This is a genomic window from Aeribacillus pallidus (assembly GCF_050478865.1).
Taxonomy (GTDB): Bacteria; Bacillota; Bacilli; order Bacillales; family JACDOC01; genus JACDOC01.
On sequence record NZ_JBCNBW010000092.1, the window covers coordinates 1 to 15,903 of the forward strand.

Consider the following 15,903-nt stretch of genomic DNA (forward strand, 5'->3'; position numbering starts at 1 on the left):
ACTTTAAGGGGTGCAGTTCATACACATGTAGGTGGTTTTTTCATTGGTAAATAGCAAATTTAATCCTTTCAATTTGTTGTTATTTACAGAAATAACTCCCTTGATTAGTACAGTTCGTTAAATGAATGAGAACAGATGGATGATTTATAGAAAAATAATAATTTTATGAATAATATTTTAATATCATTTCCCGACGTACAGTCAGATTAGCAGAAAAAATTTTTTGCAGTTTATTAAAAAATGATGATATATGAATAAATCTTTTAACATCAATTACTTTAACGTTTATGATGCTTATTAACGCCAAAAATATTTGCAGATAAAAAGGGGGATTCGTGTACATATAATACGTACAATCGTTTTTGTGAGGAAAATTCTTTCTTGCCACCAGTATTTAGATTTGATAGATTAGAAAATGTATTTTTCAAAATATTATTCATTGAATAGTAATTAACAAAAGGAGGAAGATACATGGAGAGCCAAAAGTCTTTCATGGAAATCATTCAAGATATCGTTGGCGTGACAAGTGACTTTTTATGGGCAAAACTATTGATTGTCCTTCTCCTCTCATTAGGGGTGTTTTATACATTATTTAGTCGCTTTGTTCAAATTCGTTGGTTTAAAGAAATGATTGTCTTACTTGCTGATAAAGGGACGATTTCTACAAAAGGAAGTAAAGCGGTTTCTTCATTCCAAGCATTTACGATTAGTACCGCTTCTCGTGTAGGAACAGGTAACTTAGCTGGGGTAGCTACAGCGATTGCTGGTGGCGGTCCTGGTGCGGTATTTTGGATGTGGCTTATCGCTTTACTCGGTGGCGCTTCAAGTTTTATTGAAAGTACGCTAGCGCAAATTTATAAAGTAAAAGATGAAAATGGATTCCGTGGTGGTCCAGCGTATTATATGGAAAAAGGATTAAATATGCGCTGGTTAGGAATCATTTTTGCTGTTATTATTACGTTCTGTTTTGGACTTGTGTTTAACTCCGTTCAATCGAATACAATCAGCTTAGCGTTTGAAGAAGCATTTGGAATGAATCGTTCTTTTGTAGGTATGATTCTAGCGATCTTGACAGCTGTTATCATTTTTGGGGGCGTCCATCGTGTTGCTCGGGTGACTCAAGTGATTGTTCCTGGCATGGCGATTTTATACTTACTATTAGCCATTATCGTTTTATTAATGAACGTTACGGAAATCCCTGGCATGATTCGCCTAATTTTTGAAAATGCGTTTGGTCTTCGTGAAGTAGTTAGTGGTGGTGTTGGTGCAGCCATCATGATGGGAATTAAGCGGGGCTTATTCTCCAACGAAGCAGGTATGGGTAGCGCACCTAATGCTGCAGCCACAGCAGCGGTCTCCCATCCCGTTAAACAAGGCTTCATACAAACACTTGGAGTATTTACAGATACGCTCCTTATTTGTTCAGCAACAGCTTTCTTAATTATCTTATCAGGTGCGTACACAACTCCGGATTTAACAGGTATTCAATTAACGCAAGTCGCACTTTCTGAGCATGTTGGTTCTTGGGCTAGTTTATTCGTCGCTATCGCTATTTTCCTATTCGCTTTCAGTTCCATCGTGGGTAACTATTATTACGGGGAAACGAACATTGAATTTATTCGTAAAAGCAAGCTGTCTATGACCGTTTATCGCGTTGGGGTTGTAGCGATGGTTATGTTCGGTGCCGTTTCCGAGCTGAACCTTGTGTGGAGTTTAGCCGACTTATTTATGGGTCTGATGGTAATCATCAACTTAGTAGCCATTACCTTATTGTCTAAAGTCGCGATTGCTGCATTAAAAGACTACGAAGAACAACGGAAAAAAGGAAAAGACCCAGTGTTCTATGCAGATTCCTTACCAAATGTTAAAGGGATTGACGCATGGGATGTTTCACCAAGTAAAAAGAAACAAGCAATGTAAGACGGAAGCCACCTTCTCTATTTAGAAGGTGGTTTTTTACATTATGTTCTTTGCAGATTGATTTAAGAGGAAACATGAATGGATGGGGTGTGATGTCTTGATAATAGAACCAAATCACCATTATTGGGGGCATTGAACTAAACATATTTAAAGATATTTTTCATAAGAAAATGGAAGTATAGGTAAAAAGCTAATATTATGTTATAATTTTGGTATGTACAGCTTTATAGCAGGGTGGGCGGTGGCTACTCTCTCATAGGAGGGAGGTGGTCACTGATGACTGTATACGAATCACTAAGCATCATGATTAGCTTTGCAGCTTTAATCGTGTCAGTGATTCTAGTCACGATATCAATAAATAAAAAGAAATAACCCACCCTCGCACCGGCCAAGTGTAATAGGGTAGGTTATCACTCTCTATGCATTTGAGCCACTGCACTTCTTGCAGGAGCTGTGCATGAAGGAGTATTGGTTCGCGCCAGTACTCCTTTTTTATTTTATGTAGCTACTTATATTATATACCAATCATGTATGAAATAAAAGGGAAAAGGAATAGCACATAAAGTTTTGTAAATTAAATTCTGAAAAATTTATTGAAAGCGCTTTAGTAATTGTGTATACTTCATATCAAGAAGCTTCCGAAACGTTTTGGAGATGATTATAGATGGTAACAATCAAAGACATTGCAAAAGAAGCCAATGTATCGGTCACTACTGTCTCAAGGGCACTTAACGGTTATTCCGATGTAAGTGACGAGACGAGAAAACGTATTATTGAAGTCGCGAAACGGCTAAACTATAGTCCGAATTCTATTGCTAGAAGCCTTGTGATGAAAAAGTCACAAACGATTGGTCTACTTGTTTCTAATTTATCACGAGAAGGGACGAAAGATAATTTTACATACGAAGTGTTATGTGGAATTAATGAGGCTGTTTCTCAATCGGATTATGATTTAATTGTTTTTAATACGACTTCTGCGAAGCAATCGGAAAAAACGTACACCCAACTTTGTCGGGAAAGAAGGGTTGACGGGGTGATCATTATGGGAATTAAAACAAACGACCCCTATTTACAAGAGGTAGTCGAAAGTGATATTCCCTGTGTGTTAATTGACATTCCGATTCAATCAAAGACCGTTGGTTATGTGACAACGGATAATATTAAAGGAGCAAAAGAAGCGGTCAACTACTTACTTTCTCTCAATCATCGTAAAATCGGAATGATTAATGGTCACAACGAGGCGTTTGTTAGTCAACAACGGTTACATGGATATAAAGAAGCGCTTCAAGAAGCTTGCCTACCTTTTGATTCATCCTATGTGGAAAATGGTGAGTATACCGAAGAAGGGGCTTATAAGGCAACCGTTCGCTTGTTAAGTAAACATCCAGAAATTACCGCATTGTTTTGCGCTAGTGACTTGATGGCACTTGGAGCGATGCAGGCGGCGAAAGACTTAGGAAAACAACTTCCGGATGAATTATCGGTAATAGGGTATGATGATATTCTTCTCTCTTCTTATGTAACTCCAAGTTTATCAACGATTCGGCAAGACAAGTTTCGCATAGGGGAAGAAGCAGCTCGCATGTTAATAGGAATGTTAGAAGAGGAAACATCACATTATGTAAAGCTTTTAGATACACAATTAATCATAAGAGAATCGACAAAGTGCCTAGATTGCTCTAGTTGAGAGTAATCTAGGCTAACCAAAAATGAAAGCGGTTAGATATATTTTTTTATCTTTTTCCAAAACGTTTTGGATGTTTGAACACAACATGTAAGAAGGTGACATTCATGGATTATCGTGTGATCAAAGAAAATGACTTGTTTCTTTTAACCGACAAAAGCGGAGATATTTCAGCATCCGATACATACGGATTAGGATTATATACAAAAGATACTCGATTTTTATCAAAGTTTCAGCTATGGATCAATGAAAAGAAGCCGGTCTTACTGACATCGAATGCAGAAGACAACTATGTATCTACTATTCTACTAACCAATCCGCATATAGAAATGGATGGAGATATTCAACTTTGGCGAGAATCAATAGAGATTGAACGAAAACGTTTCATTTATGATGAAGTTCTTTATGAAACGATTAAAGTAAAAAACTATTATCCAAAGCAGGTATCATTTGACATCTCAGTGGAAATGGATGCAGATTTTGCAGACATGTTTATTGTTCGTGGATTCCAATACGGAGAAATTGGAACAAAAGAAGAAACGATTGTTAATGAACAAGAGATGATTTTTCACTACCGAGGTCGGGATCAAGTGAACCGCCAGACTGTTGTGAAATGGTCTCGAAATCCGAAACGTTTTGAAAAAGGGACGGTTACATTCAATTTTACACTCGGTCATGAACAAGAAGATGAAGTCACGTTGATGATTTGTCCAAATGTTGGTGAATTACAAACGCGAGAATTTGTGGACAAAGATGAAGCCCTTTCCAAAATTGAACAATCTTATCAAGAATGGCAGGAACAAACGACAAAAGTGACATCAGATGTAGAGAGGATGCAACGTTTAGTTGAACGTGGTTTGAAAGATATACGTGTTCTATTAACAGACTTAGGTCATGGAAAATTCCCAGTAGCTGGCCTACCGTGGTTTGGAGTTCCTTTTGGTCGCGATAGTTTAATTGCTGCATTACAAATGTTGCCTTTTAACCCTGAAGTGGCAAAAGGAACGCTAAAAACAATGGCCGCCTACCAAGGAACAAAAGAAGATCCTTGGCGTGACGAACAACCCGGAAAAATTATGCACGAAATTCGTTTCGGTGAATTAGCCAATACAAATCAAGTTCCGTTTACTCCTTATTATGGAACGATTGATGCTACCCCACTATTCTTAATTTTATTAACAGAATACGTGAAATGGACTGGGGACATCTACTTATTTGATGAATTACAAGATAATGTTGAAAACGCTTTACGTTGGATTCATCAATATGGTGACCGTGATGGGGATTTATTCGTGGAATATCATCAAGAGTCCAGGAAAGGAATCGCAAACCAAGGGTGGAAAGATTCTGGAGATTCCATTGTACATCGTAATGGTGACTACGCAAAAACGCCGATTGCTTTATGCGAAGTGCAAGGCTATGTATACCAAGCGAAAATGGGAATAGCTGAAATTTATAAAGCCAAAGGCCTTATGGAAAAAGCTGAGCATTTACAAAAAGAAGCAGAAGAATTAAAAGCAAAATATAACGAGGCATTCTGGATGGAAGAGGCCAAATTTTATGCTATTGCACTTGATCATGAGAAAAAACAAGTAGGTACCATTACTTCTAATCCAGGGCATACCCTTTATTCTGGCATTATTCCGAATGATCGTGTGGAACAAGTTGTCAATGTGTTATGCTCTGAAAAAATGTTCTCTGGGTTTGGAATTCGTACGATGGGTAAAGGAGAAGCCGGATACAACCCGATGAGCTATCATGATGGTAGTATTTGGCCACATGACAACAGCTTGATATTACTGGGTTTAACGAAAACAGGCCAACAACAGGCAGCTAAAAAAGTGATTTCTGGTTTACTTGAAGCAGCAAAACATTTTGAATACGACCGTTTGCCTGAACTATTCTGCGGTTATGACGCATCCGTTGGTAAACCTATTCCATATCCGGTTGCATGTTCCCCACAAGCGTGGGCAGCAGGAACACCGTTCATTTTTATTCAATCGTTACTTGGACTGTTCCCGAATGCGTTAGCTGGTGAAATTATTATCAATCCGATGCTTCTAGATGGAATGAATGAATTAAAGGTAGAAAATATCTCCATTGGTAATGGGAAGCTTTCTCTTCACCTTAAACGAAACAAAGATGGTATAGAACTAAATATTTTACGAAATACAACGGGCTTTTCAATTCGTCAGCTTGGGGAGTAAGAGAATTTTCTCTTCAAATAAAAATAAATGAAAGGGGTACTATTTTATGAAGAAAAAATGGTTAGCTACACTCGGTTTAGTGTCTTTGCTGTCTGGAGCTTTTTTTACAGGATGTTCTACTTCTGATGAAACAAATGGTGAAAAGTTGAAAGATGAACCAGTTGAAATCACATTAGCTGGTTGGGGAGCATCTCCTGAAGAGTCCGAACTTTTAAAAGAAGTTTTAGCCGACTTTGAAGCCAAACACCCAAACATTAAAGTCAAACATGAAGTCATTGCTGACCAATACATGGATGTGATTAAAACTCGTTTAATTGGTGGCGAAGGTCCAGATGTGTTCTACTTAGATGCATTTGAAGCACCGGCATTAATTGAAACAGGAGTGTTAGAACCACTTGATAAATACGTTACTGAAGACTTTGATGTCGAAGATTTTGAAAAACCATTGCTAGAAGCGTTCCAAAAAGACGGTAAAACTTACGGTTTCCCGAAAGACTATTCAACATTGGCATTATTCTATAACAAAAAAATGTTAGAAGAAGCAGGCGTTGACATTCCAAAAACATGGGATGAATTGATTGAAGTATCGAAAAAGTTAACAAAAGATTCTGATGTTTATGGCTTTGGGGTTGCTCCAGAACTTGCTCGACTTTACTTCATTGCCGAGTCTACCGGTGGAAAAGTGGTGAAAGATAACAAAGCAAACTTCGCTAGTCCTGAAGTGGTAAGTGCCCTTCAACCTATTATTGACCAACATTTGAAAGATAAAACTTCTGCTCGTCCACAAGATGTAGGGGCAAACTGGGGCGGTGAAATGTTCGGTCAAGGTAAAGCGGCCATGGTCATTGAAGGTAACTGGGCTATTCCTTATTTAGAGAATACATTCCCGAATTTAGAGTATGGAACAGCTGAAGTTCCGACCATTAATGGTAAAAAAGGAACTATGGCCTTCACGGTTGCATATGTCATGAACGCCGCTTCTGAAAAGAAAGAAGCAGCTTGGGAACTCATCTCTTACTTAACTGGTAAAGAAGGAATGGAAAAATGGACAAGTAAAGGTTTCGCGTTACCAACTCGTAAATCTGTAGCTGAAAAACTTGGATATGACAAAGATGAGCTTCGCGCTGCACTTGTAGCAGGTGCTCCTTATGCAACGGTTTGGTCAAACGGTACAAACTTACCGATTATTGTCAACAACTTTAATAACCAATTCATCAGTGCGTTCTTAGGGGAACAATCATTAGAAGATGCTTTAAAATCAGCGCAAGAACAAGCGAATAAAGAAATTAATAATTAATTGGCTTTTTACGGGAGAAGGGGGAAATCCCTTCTCTCATCCCATTCAAATCAGTAAGGTGTTTTGTAAAGATCTATTGATAGATCTTTAGAAAGTATCTTATTGATTGAAATACACCATTTATAGGGGGATGACAAAAGATGAAACGTCAATTTAGCAAAAAAGTGAGGGAAGCGAGTCAAGGGTACTTTTTTATGTCACCAACTATTTTTGTCTTGTCATTGTTTATTATTGGCCCCATTATTTATGCGATTTTTTTAGCGTTTCATAAGGTTCAACTATTAGGGAATGTAAGCTATGAATTTGTTGGTTTTCACAACTTTATGAACATATTTGATGATCAACGAGCACGGATTGCTCTATGGAACACCTTTAAATATGTCATTATCGTTGTGCCGACTCAGACGTTTCTTGCACTTGTCTTAGCTGCTACTTTAAATGCTGGATTAAAAGCTCAAAACTTTTTCCGCATTGTTTACTTTCTACCAACTTTAACCTCTTCGGCGGTACTTACGCTCATTTTTATGTGGATGTATAACCAGAATGGGTTAATCAATCATATTTTGAAATTTTTCCATTTACCTACATACAACTGGATTGGAGATCCTAAAGTAGCATTAACAGCTATTATGATTATGAACACTTGGTCAACAGCCCCTTTTTTCATGGTCATTTATTTAGCTGCCTTACAAGATATTCCGAAATCGTTATATGAAGCAGCTGAACTGGACGGCGCAAATGCGATTCAAAAGTTTTTCAAAATTACGGTACCAAATTTACGTCCAGTGACTTCCTTTGTTGTGATTATGGGGATTATCGGAACGTTTCAATTATTTGATCAGTCGTATATTTTTTCGGGAGGATCCGGTGGACCTAACAACTCGACGTTGACAGTGGTTTTATTAATATATCAATATGCTTTTAAAAGCTTAGGTACGATGGGATATGCCGCTGCTTTGTCTTTGCTATTAGCCATTGTTATTTTGATTGCAACAATCATTCAACGAAAACTCTCGAAAGAAGAGTCTATGTATTAAAGGAGGCACCAGTATGGGTGGATTTCGTTTAGGAAAAGCATTTTTATATACCATCCTGGTTATATATGCCATTGTGACGCTTATCCCATTTCTTTGGGCGTTATCTTCATCTTTTAAAACATTAGAAGAAATTGTGAGCGGTAGTATCAACTTTATTCCAAAGAATTTTACGTTGGAAAACTATATGACGGTCTTTGTTGAGCAACCGTTATTCCCACGTTGGTTATTAAATAGTCTAATCATTGCAGTCATCGGGACGTGCTTAAACTTGTTATTTAATTCCATGGCCGGATATGCGCTGGCTAGATTATCGTTTCCGGGTAAAAAATCGTGGTTTATAATCATTTTGGCCGTGTTAATGATTCCTGGCCAAGTCACGATGATTCCAAACTATTTAATTTTAAAACAATTAGGCTGGCTGAACAGTTATCAAGGGATGATTGTCCCAGCGATGGTCAATGCCACGTTTATTTTTATGATGCGCCAGTTTTTTGTCAACTTCCCAAAAGAATTAGAAGAAGCGGCTGCCATTGATGGATTATCACGCGTTGGGACGTTTTTTAGAGTTGTTTTACCATTGGCCAAACCAGCTTTAGCTGCTCAAGCCATCTTTGTGTTTATGTCGTTTTGGAACGATTTCATGCGTCCGCTCATCGTCTTATCTGACCCAGAGTTGTTCACACTTCCGCTAGGTTTGAACTCATTTAAAGGGCAGTATATTAGCTATTGGAACTATATAATGGCTGCGTCTATGATCTTTACCTTACCAGTATTGTTGCTTTATGTATTTTTTAATAAATACTTTAATAACGGAATTAAATATACCGGTGAAAAATAAGCATTTAAATTTTTCCTCTTTTCCGTTTGGGAAAGGGGATTTTTTTATCTTTATTTAAAATGATCAATATCACATAATGGTATTTACCTCTGTTTTTAAGCTCAAAAAAGGAAATGAAAGTGTAAAAACGTTTAAAGTACTTAAACACTTTTTAAATAAAGTACAAAAAATTTGAAAGCGGTGCATGCATAAATTTATTTAGTGCAAATCCGACATTTTTACTCGTCCAAAAAGAAGCTTTATTAAATATTGTCGCTTATTAAGGCGCATTTTATTAAATTTCTATTGATAAATGACTGCAATAATAGGATTTCATAAAAGTTTCTTGTACTCTTTCACCTACATAACTTTTGATCGAAAGGAAACACTGATAAAGAAACTATAAGAAAGAGGGGGTAGTTAAGATGAAACGATGGTTTTTGTTTAGTGTCATCATCTTTTCACTGTTCTATCCGCTGCAAGGGATCCATGCCGGAGAATATGAAAATGCAGAGATCATTCAAGTGTATAAAGAAGATGTAACCGGGGATGGAAAAAAAGATAAAATTACACTAAAGGGGATTCGCTTTGAACCGAATGCTGCTTTTTGGAAAGTTGTATGGGCAGAAATCGATTCTGCAACAGGTCAAACGTTCCGAATCAAGTATGAACCGGGTTATGATCCTGAAATTCAGTTTGTTGATTTGATTCATAACGGGGTTCCACAACTGTTTGAATCTTCAGCGACTGGAGGAAGCGGAGGGTTTTATACGTACAACCTCTCTTCATTGAAACAAGAAAAACAACAAGAAATCTCATTACCTACGCTTGTTGTGGAAGGAAGTTTTCAAGATAATTATCGAGCGGTCATTACGATTCTAGCTACGAAAGAAAGCTATCATCTCAATTTAACGGACCGTAAAAAGGATTATGATCGACTTGGTCTTTATTATAACGGAAAATTAAATGAGCCAACCGAATTAATGATTCCGCCGATTGCTTATTTCCAAGTTGTTCAGAGCATTGATGGAAAAGAAGGACCAGGATTACGCGGCTACCAACAAATAAGCGGAGCCTACCACGCCGATGCCATTGGAACCGTCCAATCTACGTGGTATTACGAAAATAACGAGTGGCAGTTACTTGACGTAACGTTTAATTCGTATGAAAAAAAGAAGAACTGAACGAATTGATGTGTCATATGTTATTGTAGGCCTTTACCTATGAAAGAGAAGGAGGGCTTACAATGGCAACATTCCATCCGGAAAAACTAACAACGACGATTGTTCCCCCTGCGACACCTCATTGGCCGATAGATGACCGAAAGTATACGTTGACCCATTCCGATAAAACTGGTCAACTCTTTTTAACAATTGGTCTTTCATATAACGAACAAGCGATTAACCAACAAATGCGCAATGAAGTGTTAGCCTATTGGTCCCGTACGTGTGGTGAGTACGAATTACGCGGACGAGTATATGTAAGCGAAGGAGAATTTGATGAAAATCTCTCCATGATTCGCTACCACATTTTTAAACGGGAACTCCCTCTTGCCTTAGCAGCAATTATCAATGGGGACAACAAGTTTTACACCTACTATCCTTGGCTTTTAGATGTTCCGATATATATTGAATTTATTTCTATTTATCCGCAGTTTCAACAATGTCTTTACCTCGGAACACCTAGACAATATTTACAAAAACGAATCGACTGATGTACAGGGAAGACCTGTACGTTTTTTATTTGGAAAAATGAATAGATTCATCATCTGGACGAACATACTAAAGTTGTGAATAAAGGGGGATGGCTATGTTTTTTAGAAAAAAATCAGTAAAAGCTCCATCATTTGAATACATACAACAGAAGCTCAATCATTCTCCTGATCTTATTTGTCGTGAGATATCAATAGACGATCAAATCATTCAGCTTATTTTTATGAATCCTATTGTTAATGAGGATACGGTGCAACGAGTTATTATCCCTTTTTTTAATAAACTTTCTCGGGAACAGATAAATATCTCATATATTCAAACTCATATACCAATTAAGGATATAAAACCAGTAAACGAAAATGTTATTGAATTACTTTTATCAGGTTTTTTGTATGTTTACTTAAAAAATACAAAAGAAGGATTATTACTAGAAATCTCCGATGGTAAGGAACGTTCGTTAGAAAAAGCAGAAACCGAATCATTAGTATTAGGTCCAAAAATTGCTTTTACTGAATCATTAAATACGAACTTAAATATGATTCGAAAATTGATTCGTGATGAACGGTTAATTACAGAGGAACTTACGATTGGAACACGTTCTAAAAGAAAAGTAAGGATTGTTTATCTTAAAGATATTGCTGATGAAGATAACGTTGAAACGGTAAAGCAACGGCTACAAGACATACATGTTGAAGATGTAATGGATAGTTCCGTATTGGCACAAATGATTGATGATAATTCTTTATCTATTTTTCCGCAATATTTATTAACGCAATTACCTGATCGTTTCGTTTATTCTATTTGCTCAGGAAGGATTGGCATCATCGTTGATCAAAGTCCAACTGCGATCATTTGTCCTTCTACGTTCTTAAGTTTTTTTGAATCCACCGAAGACATTTATATGAGATGGTTTTTAAGTTCTAGCTTACGTATGATGCGATTTATTGGTATGGTAATCTCTGTTTTTTTTACCCCCATTTATGTGGCAGCAGTAACGTTTCATAATGAAGTAATTCCTTCTAATTTATTAATTACCCTTGGCCAATCTAGAGTAGTCGTTCCTTTCCCCCCCTTATTGGAAGCTCTGCTTTTAGAAGTGATGATTGACCTTTTACGGGAAGCCGGTGCAAGACTTCCATCAAAAGTAGGGCAAACGATGGGGATTGTTGGAGGAATTGTTTTAGGACAAGCTACGGTTGAAGCAGGTTTAACAAGTAACATTTTAATTATTGTCGTCTCATTAAGTGCATTAGCCAACTTTACGTCACCTACCTATGAAATGGGGACAGCGCTCCGTATCTTACGATTTCCATTTTTGATTGCAGCAGGTTTTTGGGGATTTAACGGGATTATGTTGTGCTTTATTTTTTTATTAACTCATTTATTGAAATTAACATCTCTTGGAAGACCATATTTGTCACCGCTTTATCCATTTCGAAAAGATGATTTGAAATATTTTCTTTTCCGTTTACCGATTCCATATTATTACAAACGCGCTATTTCTAATCGACCATCTGACCGTTATCGCTGGTCAAAAATGAACAGAACTTGGGACGTTGATGAAGAGTAGGAGGGAGCTGTTTGGCCAAAAAAAAACATTCCGTCAATCACATAAACGCATTTTTAGTTTTTTATATTGTCCATACAACCCAAATGGGTATAGGAATTATTGGTGTTCCACGTATTCTCTATACAGAAACGAAACAAGACAGTTGGTTTGTCGTTCTTATTACAGGGATGATCATCTCTATATTAGTTTATGTAATTACTAAAACAAGCCGATATTTTCAAAATAAAGACTTATTTGATATTCACCTTCAATTAGCAGGGCCAATTGGAGGACGTTTATTAAATGTCATTTTCATCTGTTATTTTATTGGTGGTTATTATGCTGTCATGATGGGCTATATTGAAATATCAGTAACATGGGGGTATGAGGGATTATATGAATGGGTATGGGCTCTTGCATTAATTTTAGTAAGTATATATACCGTATTAGGAGGAATACGTATTATCGCAGGCATATGTTTTATCACATTTTTTATAACCGTATGGATTATATGTTCGATGATACCAGCCCTGGATCACATCATTTTAGATCGTATGAAACCAATTTTCCAAGCGTCTATACCTGAGTTGGCTAGAGGGGTATATCGATCAAGTTTTACCATGATTGGCTTTGAAGTTCTGTATTTTATTTATCCTTATATAAAAGAAAAACAAAAGATCTTTATGTACTCATTACTTGCTAACGGTTTTACAACATTTTTTGTATGTGCGTTTACTTTGTTAGCTATTCTGTATTTTAGCGGCGCGCAGCTTGAACGGACGATTTGGGCTGCGTTAAATATCATCAGTATCGTAAAATTACCATTTATAGAGCGGTTTGAATATGTGTTTATTTCCTTATGGATGTTTGTCATATTAACGAACTTATCTATTTTTTTATGGATTGCTTCTAAAGGTATTAAAAAAGTTCTTCAATTTAAGCAGAAATATAGTGTGTGGATAATTGGTGTCATTGTTTTTGTCATGAGTTTATTTTTAAATGACCGGACGGAACATAATCAGTTTATTGACTATGTAGGAATGAGTGGTTTTTACCTTTGGTTTTGTTACCCGATTATTCTCCTTTTTTGGAGTTGGATCCATGTAAAAAGGACACGAAGAGGGGAGGACAGCACTTGAAAATCTTCCTATTAGTTTTCAGCCTGTTTTTTCTAACAAGTTGTACATTGCCTAATCGACAGCTTGAAAAACAAGGAATCATGACGATCTCTGGATTTGATCTAAAAGATGGGGAAGGGGTAATTCTAACTGCTTCTTTTCTCCAGTTTGATCCTCATAAGCAAAAATCGTATTATGTAATTTCAGCAGAAGGAATAACGAGTAAAGATGCCAGGCAAGAAATGGAGAAAAAAACAAGCCATCATGTTTCATCCGGTCAATTGCGGGCGATTCTTTTTCAAAAAAAGCTTGCTGAAGAACAAGGGCTCATGTATTTACTCGATACGGTCCAACGTGATAGTAATATTGGGAGCTTAGTTCATGTGTTGATTGCAGAAGATTCAGCAGAAAACATCATTAATGCTAGTGAATTTGAGGATGCTCAAGATGTTGGAATATATATATACCGTATGATGGAAAAAATGAGAATAGATGAGTCCTTAACAAATACAAATCTTCATGACTTTATGTCTATTCTATACGAAGTAGGGATTGATCCTGCTGTTCCGGTTATTAAATATGAAGAAGGGGACCCACCATTCATTGATAAGACAGCAGTGTTTAGAAAAGATAAAGTCGTTGGGACAATTAGTCTAGATGAAACCATGTATATTAAATATTTACGAGTAAGCCATGATGGGTACGGAATGAAAACCATTGCGATTCCAATCGAAAAAATTGTTGATAAAGAAGAGATGAAGAAATATAACCACGATACTATACGCGTAAGCTTTTTACCGTCAGATTCTTTTTCAAAAATTGAAGTATTAGATAAACACCATTTTCTTTTGGAATTTGATATAAAAGGGAACATATATGAAATATCAGTAGAAATCCCATTAGATGCTAAAAAAATCAAAAAACTTGAAAAAGAAATCAATAAAGCAATGGAAAAGGAACTAAATGAATTATTAGCAAAGTTACAAAAAATGGGTTCTGATCCGTTTGGATTTGGTCGAAAATTAAAGTCAAAAAGGGAATACGCTAACTTGACAGAAAAAGAATGGTATGAAATGTATCCAAAAATAAGAATTGATACCGACATTAACGTTACGATTAAACAATATGGAACCGTGGATTGATGAAACGAATGGATGTAAAAAGTTTAATTATCAAAAAATATTCTCAAATTAAACTATATTTAGGAGGTGATTTGTAACTTATATTTGATTATTTATTTTGTAAATCAAGCTAGCTCAAGCGGTTATCGAAGTTCGAACAAGTAAATCGAATTTATTTTGATTAAAATTCATTTCAATTTTTTGTTTTGTCTCAAAACTTTAAGTATACTTTACATTTGAGACGGAATATTTCTTTTTTTATTCGACTTCCTATAATATATATTATGTCAACTAAAATTTAAAAAAATATAAATGTAGCTTTTATTTCATTATCTGTCATTACCCATTACCACCCTATTAGTGATATCAGAGTTAACAGATTTCACCTATAATAAACTGCGATGAACCATTTTTTTGGTGATATCATATGAAGACTTGAATATAAAATGATAAAATTAGTCTGTCTAAAAATACAGTAAAAACTGAATTCCTAGACAGACCTTAATAAAATTGAAAAATATATGCAGTTATTTAAATTATTAGATGGAATTTATTTTTGCTAATCCCCGATTGCAACTAAAATTTTATGCTTATTGAATATTGTAAGTTCACAAATCATTTTTAAAGAAATAGCAAACTCTAAAATATCGTTCATATCAAATTCATGTTCATAAAGACCATATTTGTTTCTAAAATCTAAAATTAAGTGTCTTAAGTCTTTATCAGATAGGTCTTTAATTAAACCAACACAAATACGAAATAATTCTAATACTTCCTCACTGTAATAATATTTATTATCATAAGGGTCTAGATTAGTTAACATATCTATATTTTCAGTAAATACATTTTTATTTAACGACAAAAACTCACGGATATTATCGTTAAAAATAACCCAAATATTCGATGATTCTAAGTCACCTCTATCTTTAAGTAACCCAAAAGTAATTCCCATAACTAACAATCACCTCTTAATATGGGTAAGCAGTTTTTACATTACCGTTAGGGCTTAAAACTACTTTAATTGAGTATAGAGGATTCCCTTATCGTTATATCCAACAACCTTGGAATATCTCTTAATAAAAATCATCCCTCCTCTTCCACCGGAATTAGGTATTATTATATCTGGCCTTCGTATAGTGTTGTGAATCTCATTTTTAATATTTATTCCGTATATATAACTTTTGTTCCTGGACCATGTACTTTAAGTATTTTTCATTTAATTACTTTGGTTAGATAATTCCCTATTTTTCCTATTTTAATAAAATTCCCAGCTACTGCCCAAGCCACTGCACTCCAAAGCTTATATCCACGCTTCCCTTCTGCATTTGCTTTTTTATAGGCTTGGTATCCGTCATATGTGGCCATGACAGCATTAAATACGAGCCATACCCAGTTTCCTTCGGGGTCCATATAACGGACGGGGTTTCCATGGGCATACGCA

Annotated in this window: 13 protein-coding genes and 1 pseudogene; 12 read left to right on the plus strand and 2 right to left on the minus strand. The window is 35.9% G+C overall.

Translation table 11 applies throughout. The features are described 5' to 3' along the window. Window positions 1-492 precede the first annotated feature (492 nt). From ABES52_RS16650 to ABES52_RS16705, 12 genes are all read left to right on the plus strand, one after another. Entirely contained in the window at window positions 493-1,920 is a 1,428-nt protein-coding gene (locus ABES52_RS16650; RefSeq protein ID WP_429652450.1) for an alanine/glycine:cation symporter family protein, read from the plus strand. Between the two features lie 276 nt (window positions 1,921-2,196). Beyond that, window positions 2,197-2,292 carry a putative holin-like toxin gene (locus tag ABES52_RS16655; RefSeq protein ID WP_429652438.1) on the plus strand — a complete coding sequence of 32 codons (96 nt, stop codon included), beginning with the start codon at window positions 2,197-2,199 and terminating at the stop codon, window positions 2,290-2,292. Window positions 2,293-2,584: 292 nt separating this feature from the next. After that, the gene (locus tag ABES52_RS16660) at window positions 2,585-3,607 is read left to right on the plus strand and encodes a LacI family DNA-binding transcriptional regulator (protein WP_429652439.1); all 1,023 of its coding nucleotides are present in this window, start codon (window positions 2,585-2,587) and stop codon (window positions 3,605-3,607) included. A gap of 104 nt (window positions 3,608-3,711) precedes the next feature. Then, window positions 3,712-5,811 (plus strand): amylo-alpha-1,6-glucosidase, encoded by a 2,100-nt coding sequence (locus ABES52_RS16665; RefSeq protein ID WP_429652440.1) that lies wholly within the window; start codon window positions 3,712-3,714, stop codon window positions 5,809-5,811. Between the two features lie 46 nt (window positions 5,812-5,857). Then, window positions 5,858-7,108 carry an ABC transporter substrate-binding protein gene (locus tag ABES52_RS16670; RefSeq protein ID WP_429652441.1) on the plus strand — a complete coding sequence of 417 codons (1,251 nt, stop codon included), beginning with the start codon at window positions 5,858-5,860 and terminating at the stop codon, window positions 7,106-7,108. A gap of 140 nt (window positions 7,109-7,248) precedes the next feature. After that, window positions 7,249-8,145 carry a carbohydrate ABC transporter permease gene (locus ABES52_RS16675; protein WP_429652442.1) on the plus strand — a complete coding sequence of 299 codons (897 nt, stop codon included), beginning with the start codon at window positions 7,249-7,251 and terminating at the stop codon, window positions 8,143-8,145. Between the two features lie 13 nt (window positions 8,146-8,158). Next, window positions 8,159-8,983 carry a carbohydrate ABC transporter permease gene (locus tag ABES52_RS16680; RefSeq protein WP_429652443.1) on the plus strand — a complete coding sequence of 275 codons (825 nt, stop codon included), beginning with the start codon at window positions 8,159-8,161 and terminating at the stop codon, window positions 8,981-8,983. 404 nt (window positions 8,984-9,387) lie between these two features. Continuing rightward, complete coding sequence (locus ABES52_RS16685) at window positions 9,388-10,146, plus strand: YybI family spore inner coat protein (protein WP_429652444.1); 759 nt, start codon at window positions 9,388-9,390, stop codon at window positions 10,144-10,146. 62 nt (window positions 10,147-10,208) lie between these two features. Next, entirely contained in the window at window positions 10,209-10,676 is a 468-nt protein-coding gene (locus ABES52_RS16690; RefSeq protein ID WP_429652445.1) for a staygreen family protein, read from the plus strand. A gap of 95 nt (window positions 10,677-10,771) precedes the next feature. Next, window positions 10,772-12,244 carry a spore germination protein gene (locus tag ABES52_RS16695; RefSeq protein ID WP_429652446.1) on the plus strand — a complete coding sequence of 491 codons (1,473 nt, stop codon included), beginning with the start codon at window positions 10,772-10,774 and terminating at the stop codon, window positions 12,242-12,244. 11 nt (window positions 12,245-12,255) lie between these two features. Beyond that, window positions 12,256-13,362, plus strand: a complete 1,107-nt coding sequence (locus ABES52_RS16700) for a GerAB/ArcD/ProY family transporter (protein ID WP_429652447.1) — start codon at window positions 12,256-12,258, stop codon at window positions 13,360-13,362. Further along, window positions 13,359-14,483, plus strand: coding sequence for a Ger(x)C family spore germination protein (locus tag ABES52_RS16705; protein WP_429652448.1), 1,125 nt, complete (start codon window positions 13,359-13,361; stop codon window positions 14,481-14,483). The genes ABES52_RS16700 and ABES52_RS16705 overlap by 4 nt, the downstream gene beginning before the upstream one ends. Before the next feature lie 538 nt (window positions 14,484-15,021). Here ABES52_RS16705 and ABES52_RS16710 read toward each other — a convergent pair. Both ABES52_RS16710 and ABES52_RS16715 read right to left on the minus strand, forming a co-directional pair. After that, entirely contained in the window at window positions 15,022-15,414 is a 393-nt protein-coding gene (locus ABES52_RS16710; protein ID WP_429652449.1) for a hypothetical protein, read from the minus strand. A 260-nt stretch (window positions 15,415-15,674) separates the two neighbouring features. Further along, window positions 15,675-15,903, minus strand: a pseudogene (locus tag ABES52_RS16715) (hypothetical protein); the annotation flags it as partial.

Coding starts and splice junctions, on each gene's coding strand:
- ABES52_RS16650 (WP_429652450.1), top strand. CDS start 493: ATGGAAATCATTCAAGATATCGTTGGCGTGACAAGTGACTTTTTATGG.
- ABES52_RS16655 (WP_429652438.1), top strand. CDS start 2,197: ATGACTGTATACGAATCACTAAGCATCATGATTAGCTTTGCAGCTTTA.
- ABES52_RS16660 (WP_429652439.1), top strand. CDS start 2,585: ATGGTAACAATCAAAGACATTGCAAAAGAAGCCAATGTATCGGTCACT.
- ABES52_RS16665 (WP_429652440.1), top strand. CDS start 3,712: ATGGATTATCGTGTGATCAAAGAAAATGACTTGTTTCTTTTAACCGAC.
- ABES52_RS16670 (WP_429652441.1), top strand. CDS start 5,858: ATGAAGAAAAAATGGTTAGCTACACTCGGTTTAGTGTCTTTGCTGTCT.
- ABES52_RS16675 (WP_429652442.1), top strand. CDS start 7,249: ATGAAACGTCAATTTAGCAAAAAAGTGAGGGAAGCGAGTCAAGGGTAC.
- ABES52_RS16680 (WP_429652443.1), top strand. CDS start 8,159: ATGGGTGGATTTCGTTTAGGAAAAGCATTTTTATATACCATCCTGGTT.
- ABES52_RS16685 (WP_429652444.1), top strand. CDS start 9,388: ATGAAACGATGGTTTTTGTTTAGTGTCATCATCTTTTCACTGTTCTAT.
- ABES52_RS16690 (WP_429652445.1), top strand. CDS start 10,209: ATGGCAACATTCCATCCGGAAAAACTAACAACGACGATTGTTCCCCCT.
- ABES52_RS16695 (WP_429652446.1), top strand. CDS start 10,772: ATGTTTTTTAGAAAAAAATCAGTAAAAGCTCCATCATTTGAATACATA.
- ABES52_RS16710 (WP_429652449.1), bottom strand. CDS start 15,414: ATGGGAATTACTTTTGGGTTACTTAAAGATAGAGGTGACTTAGAATCA.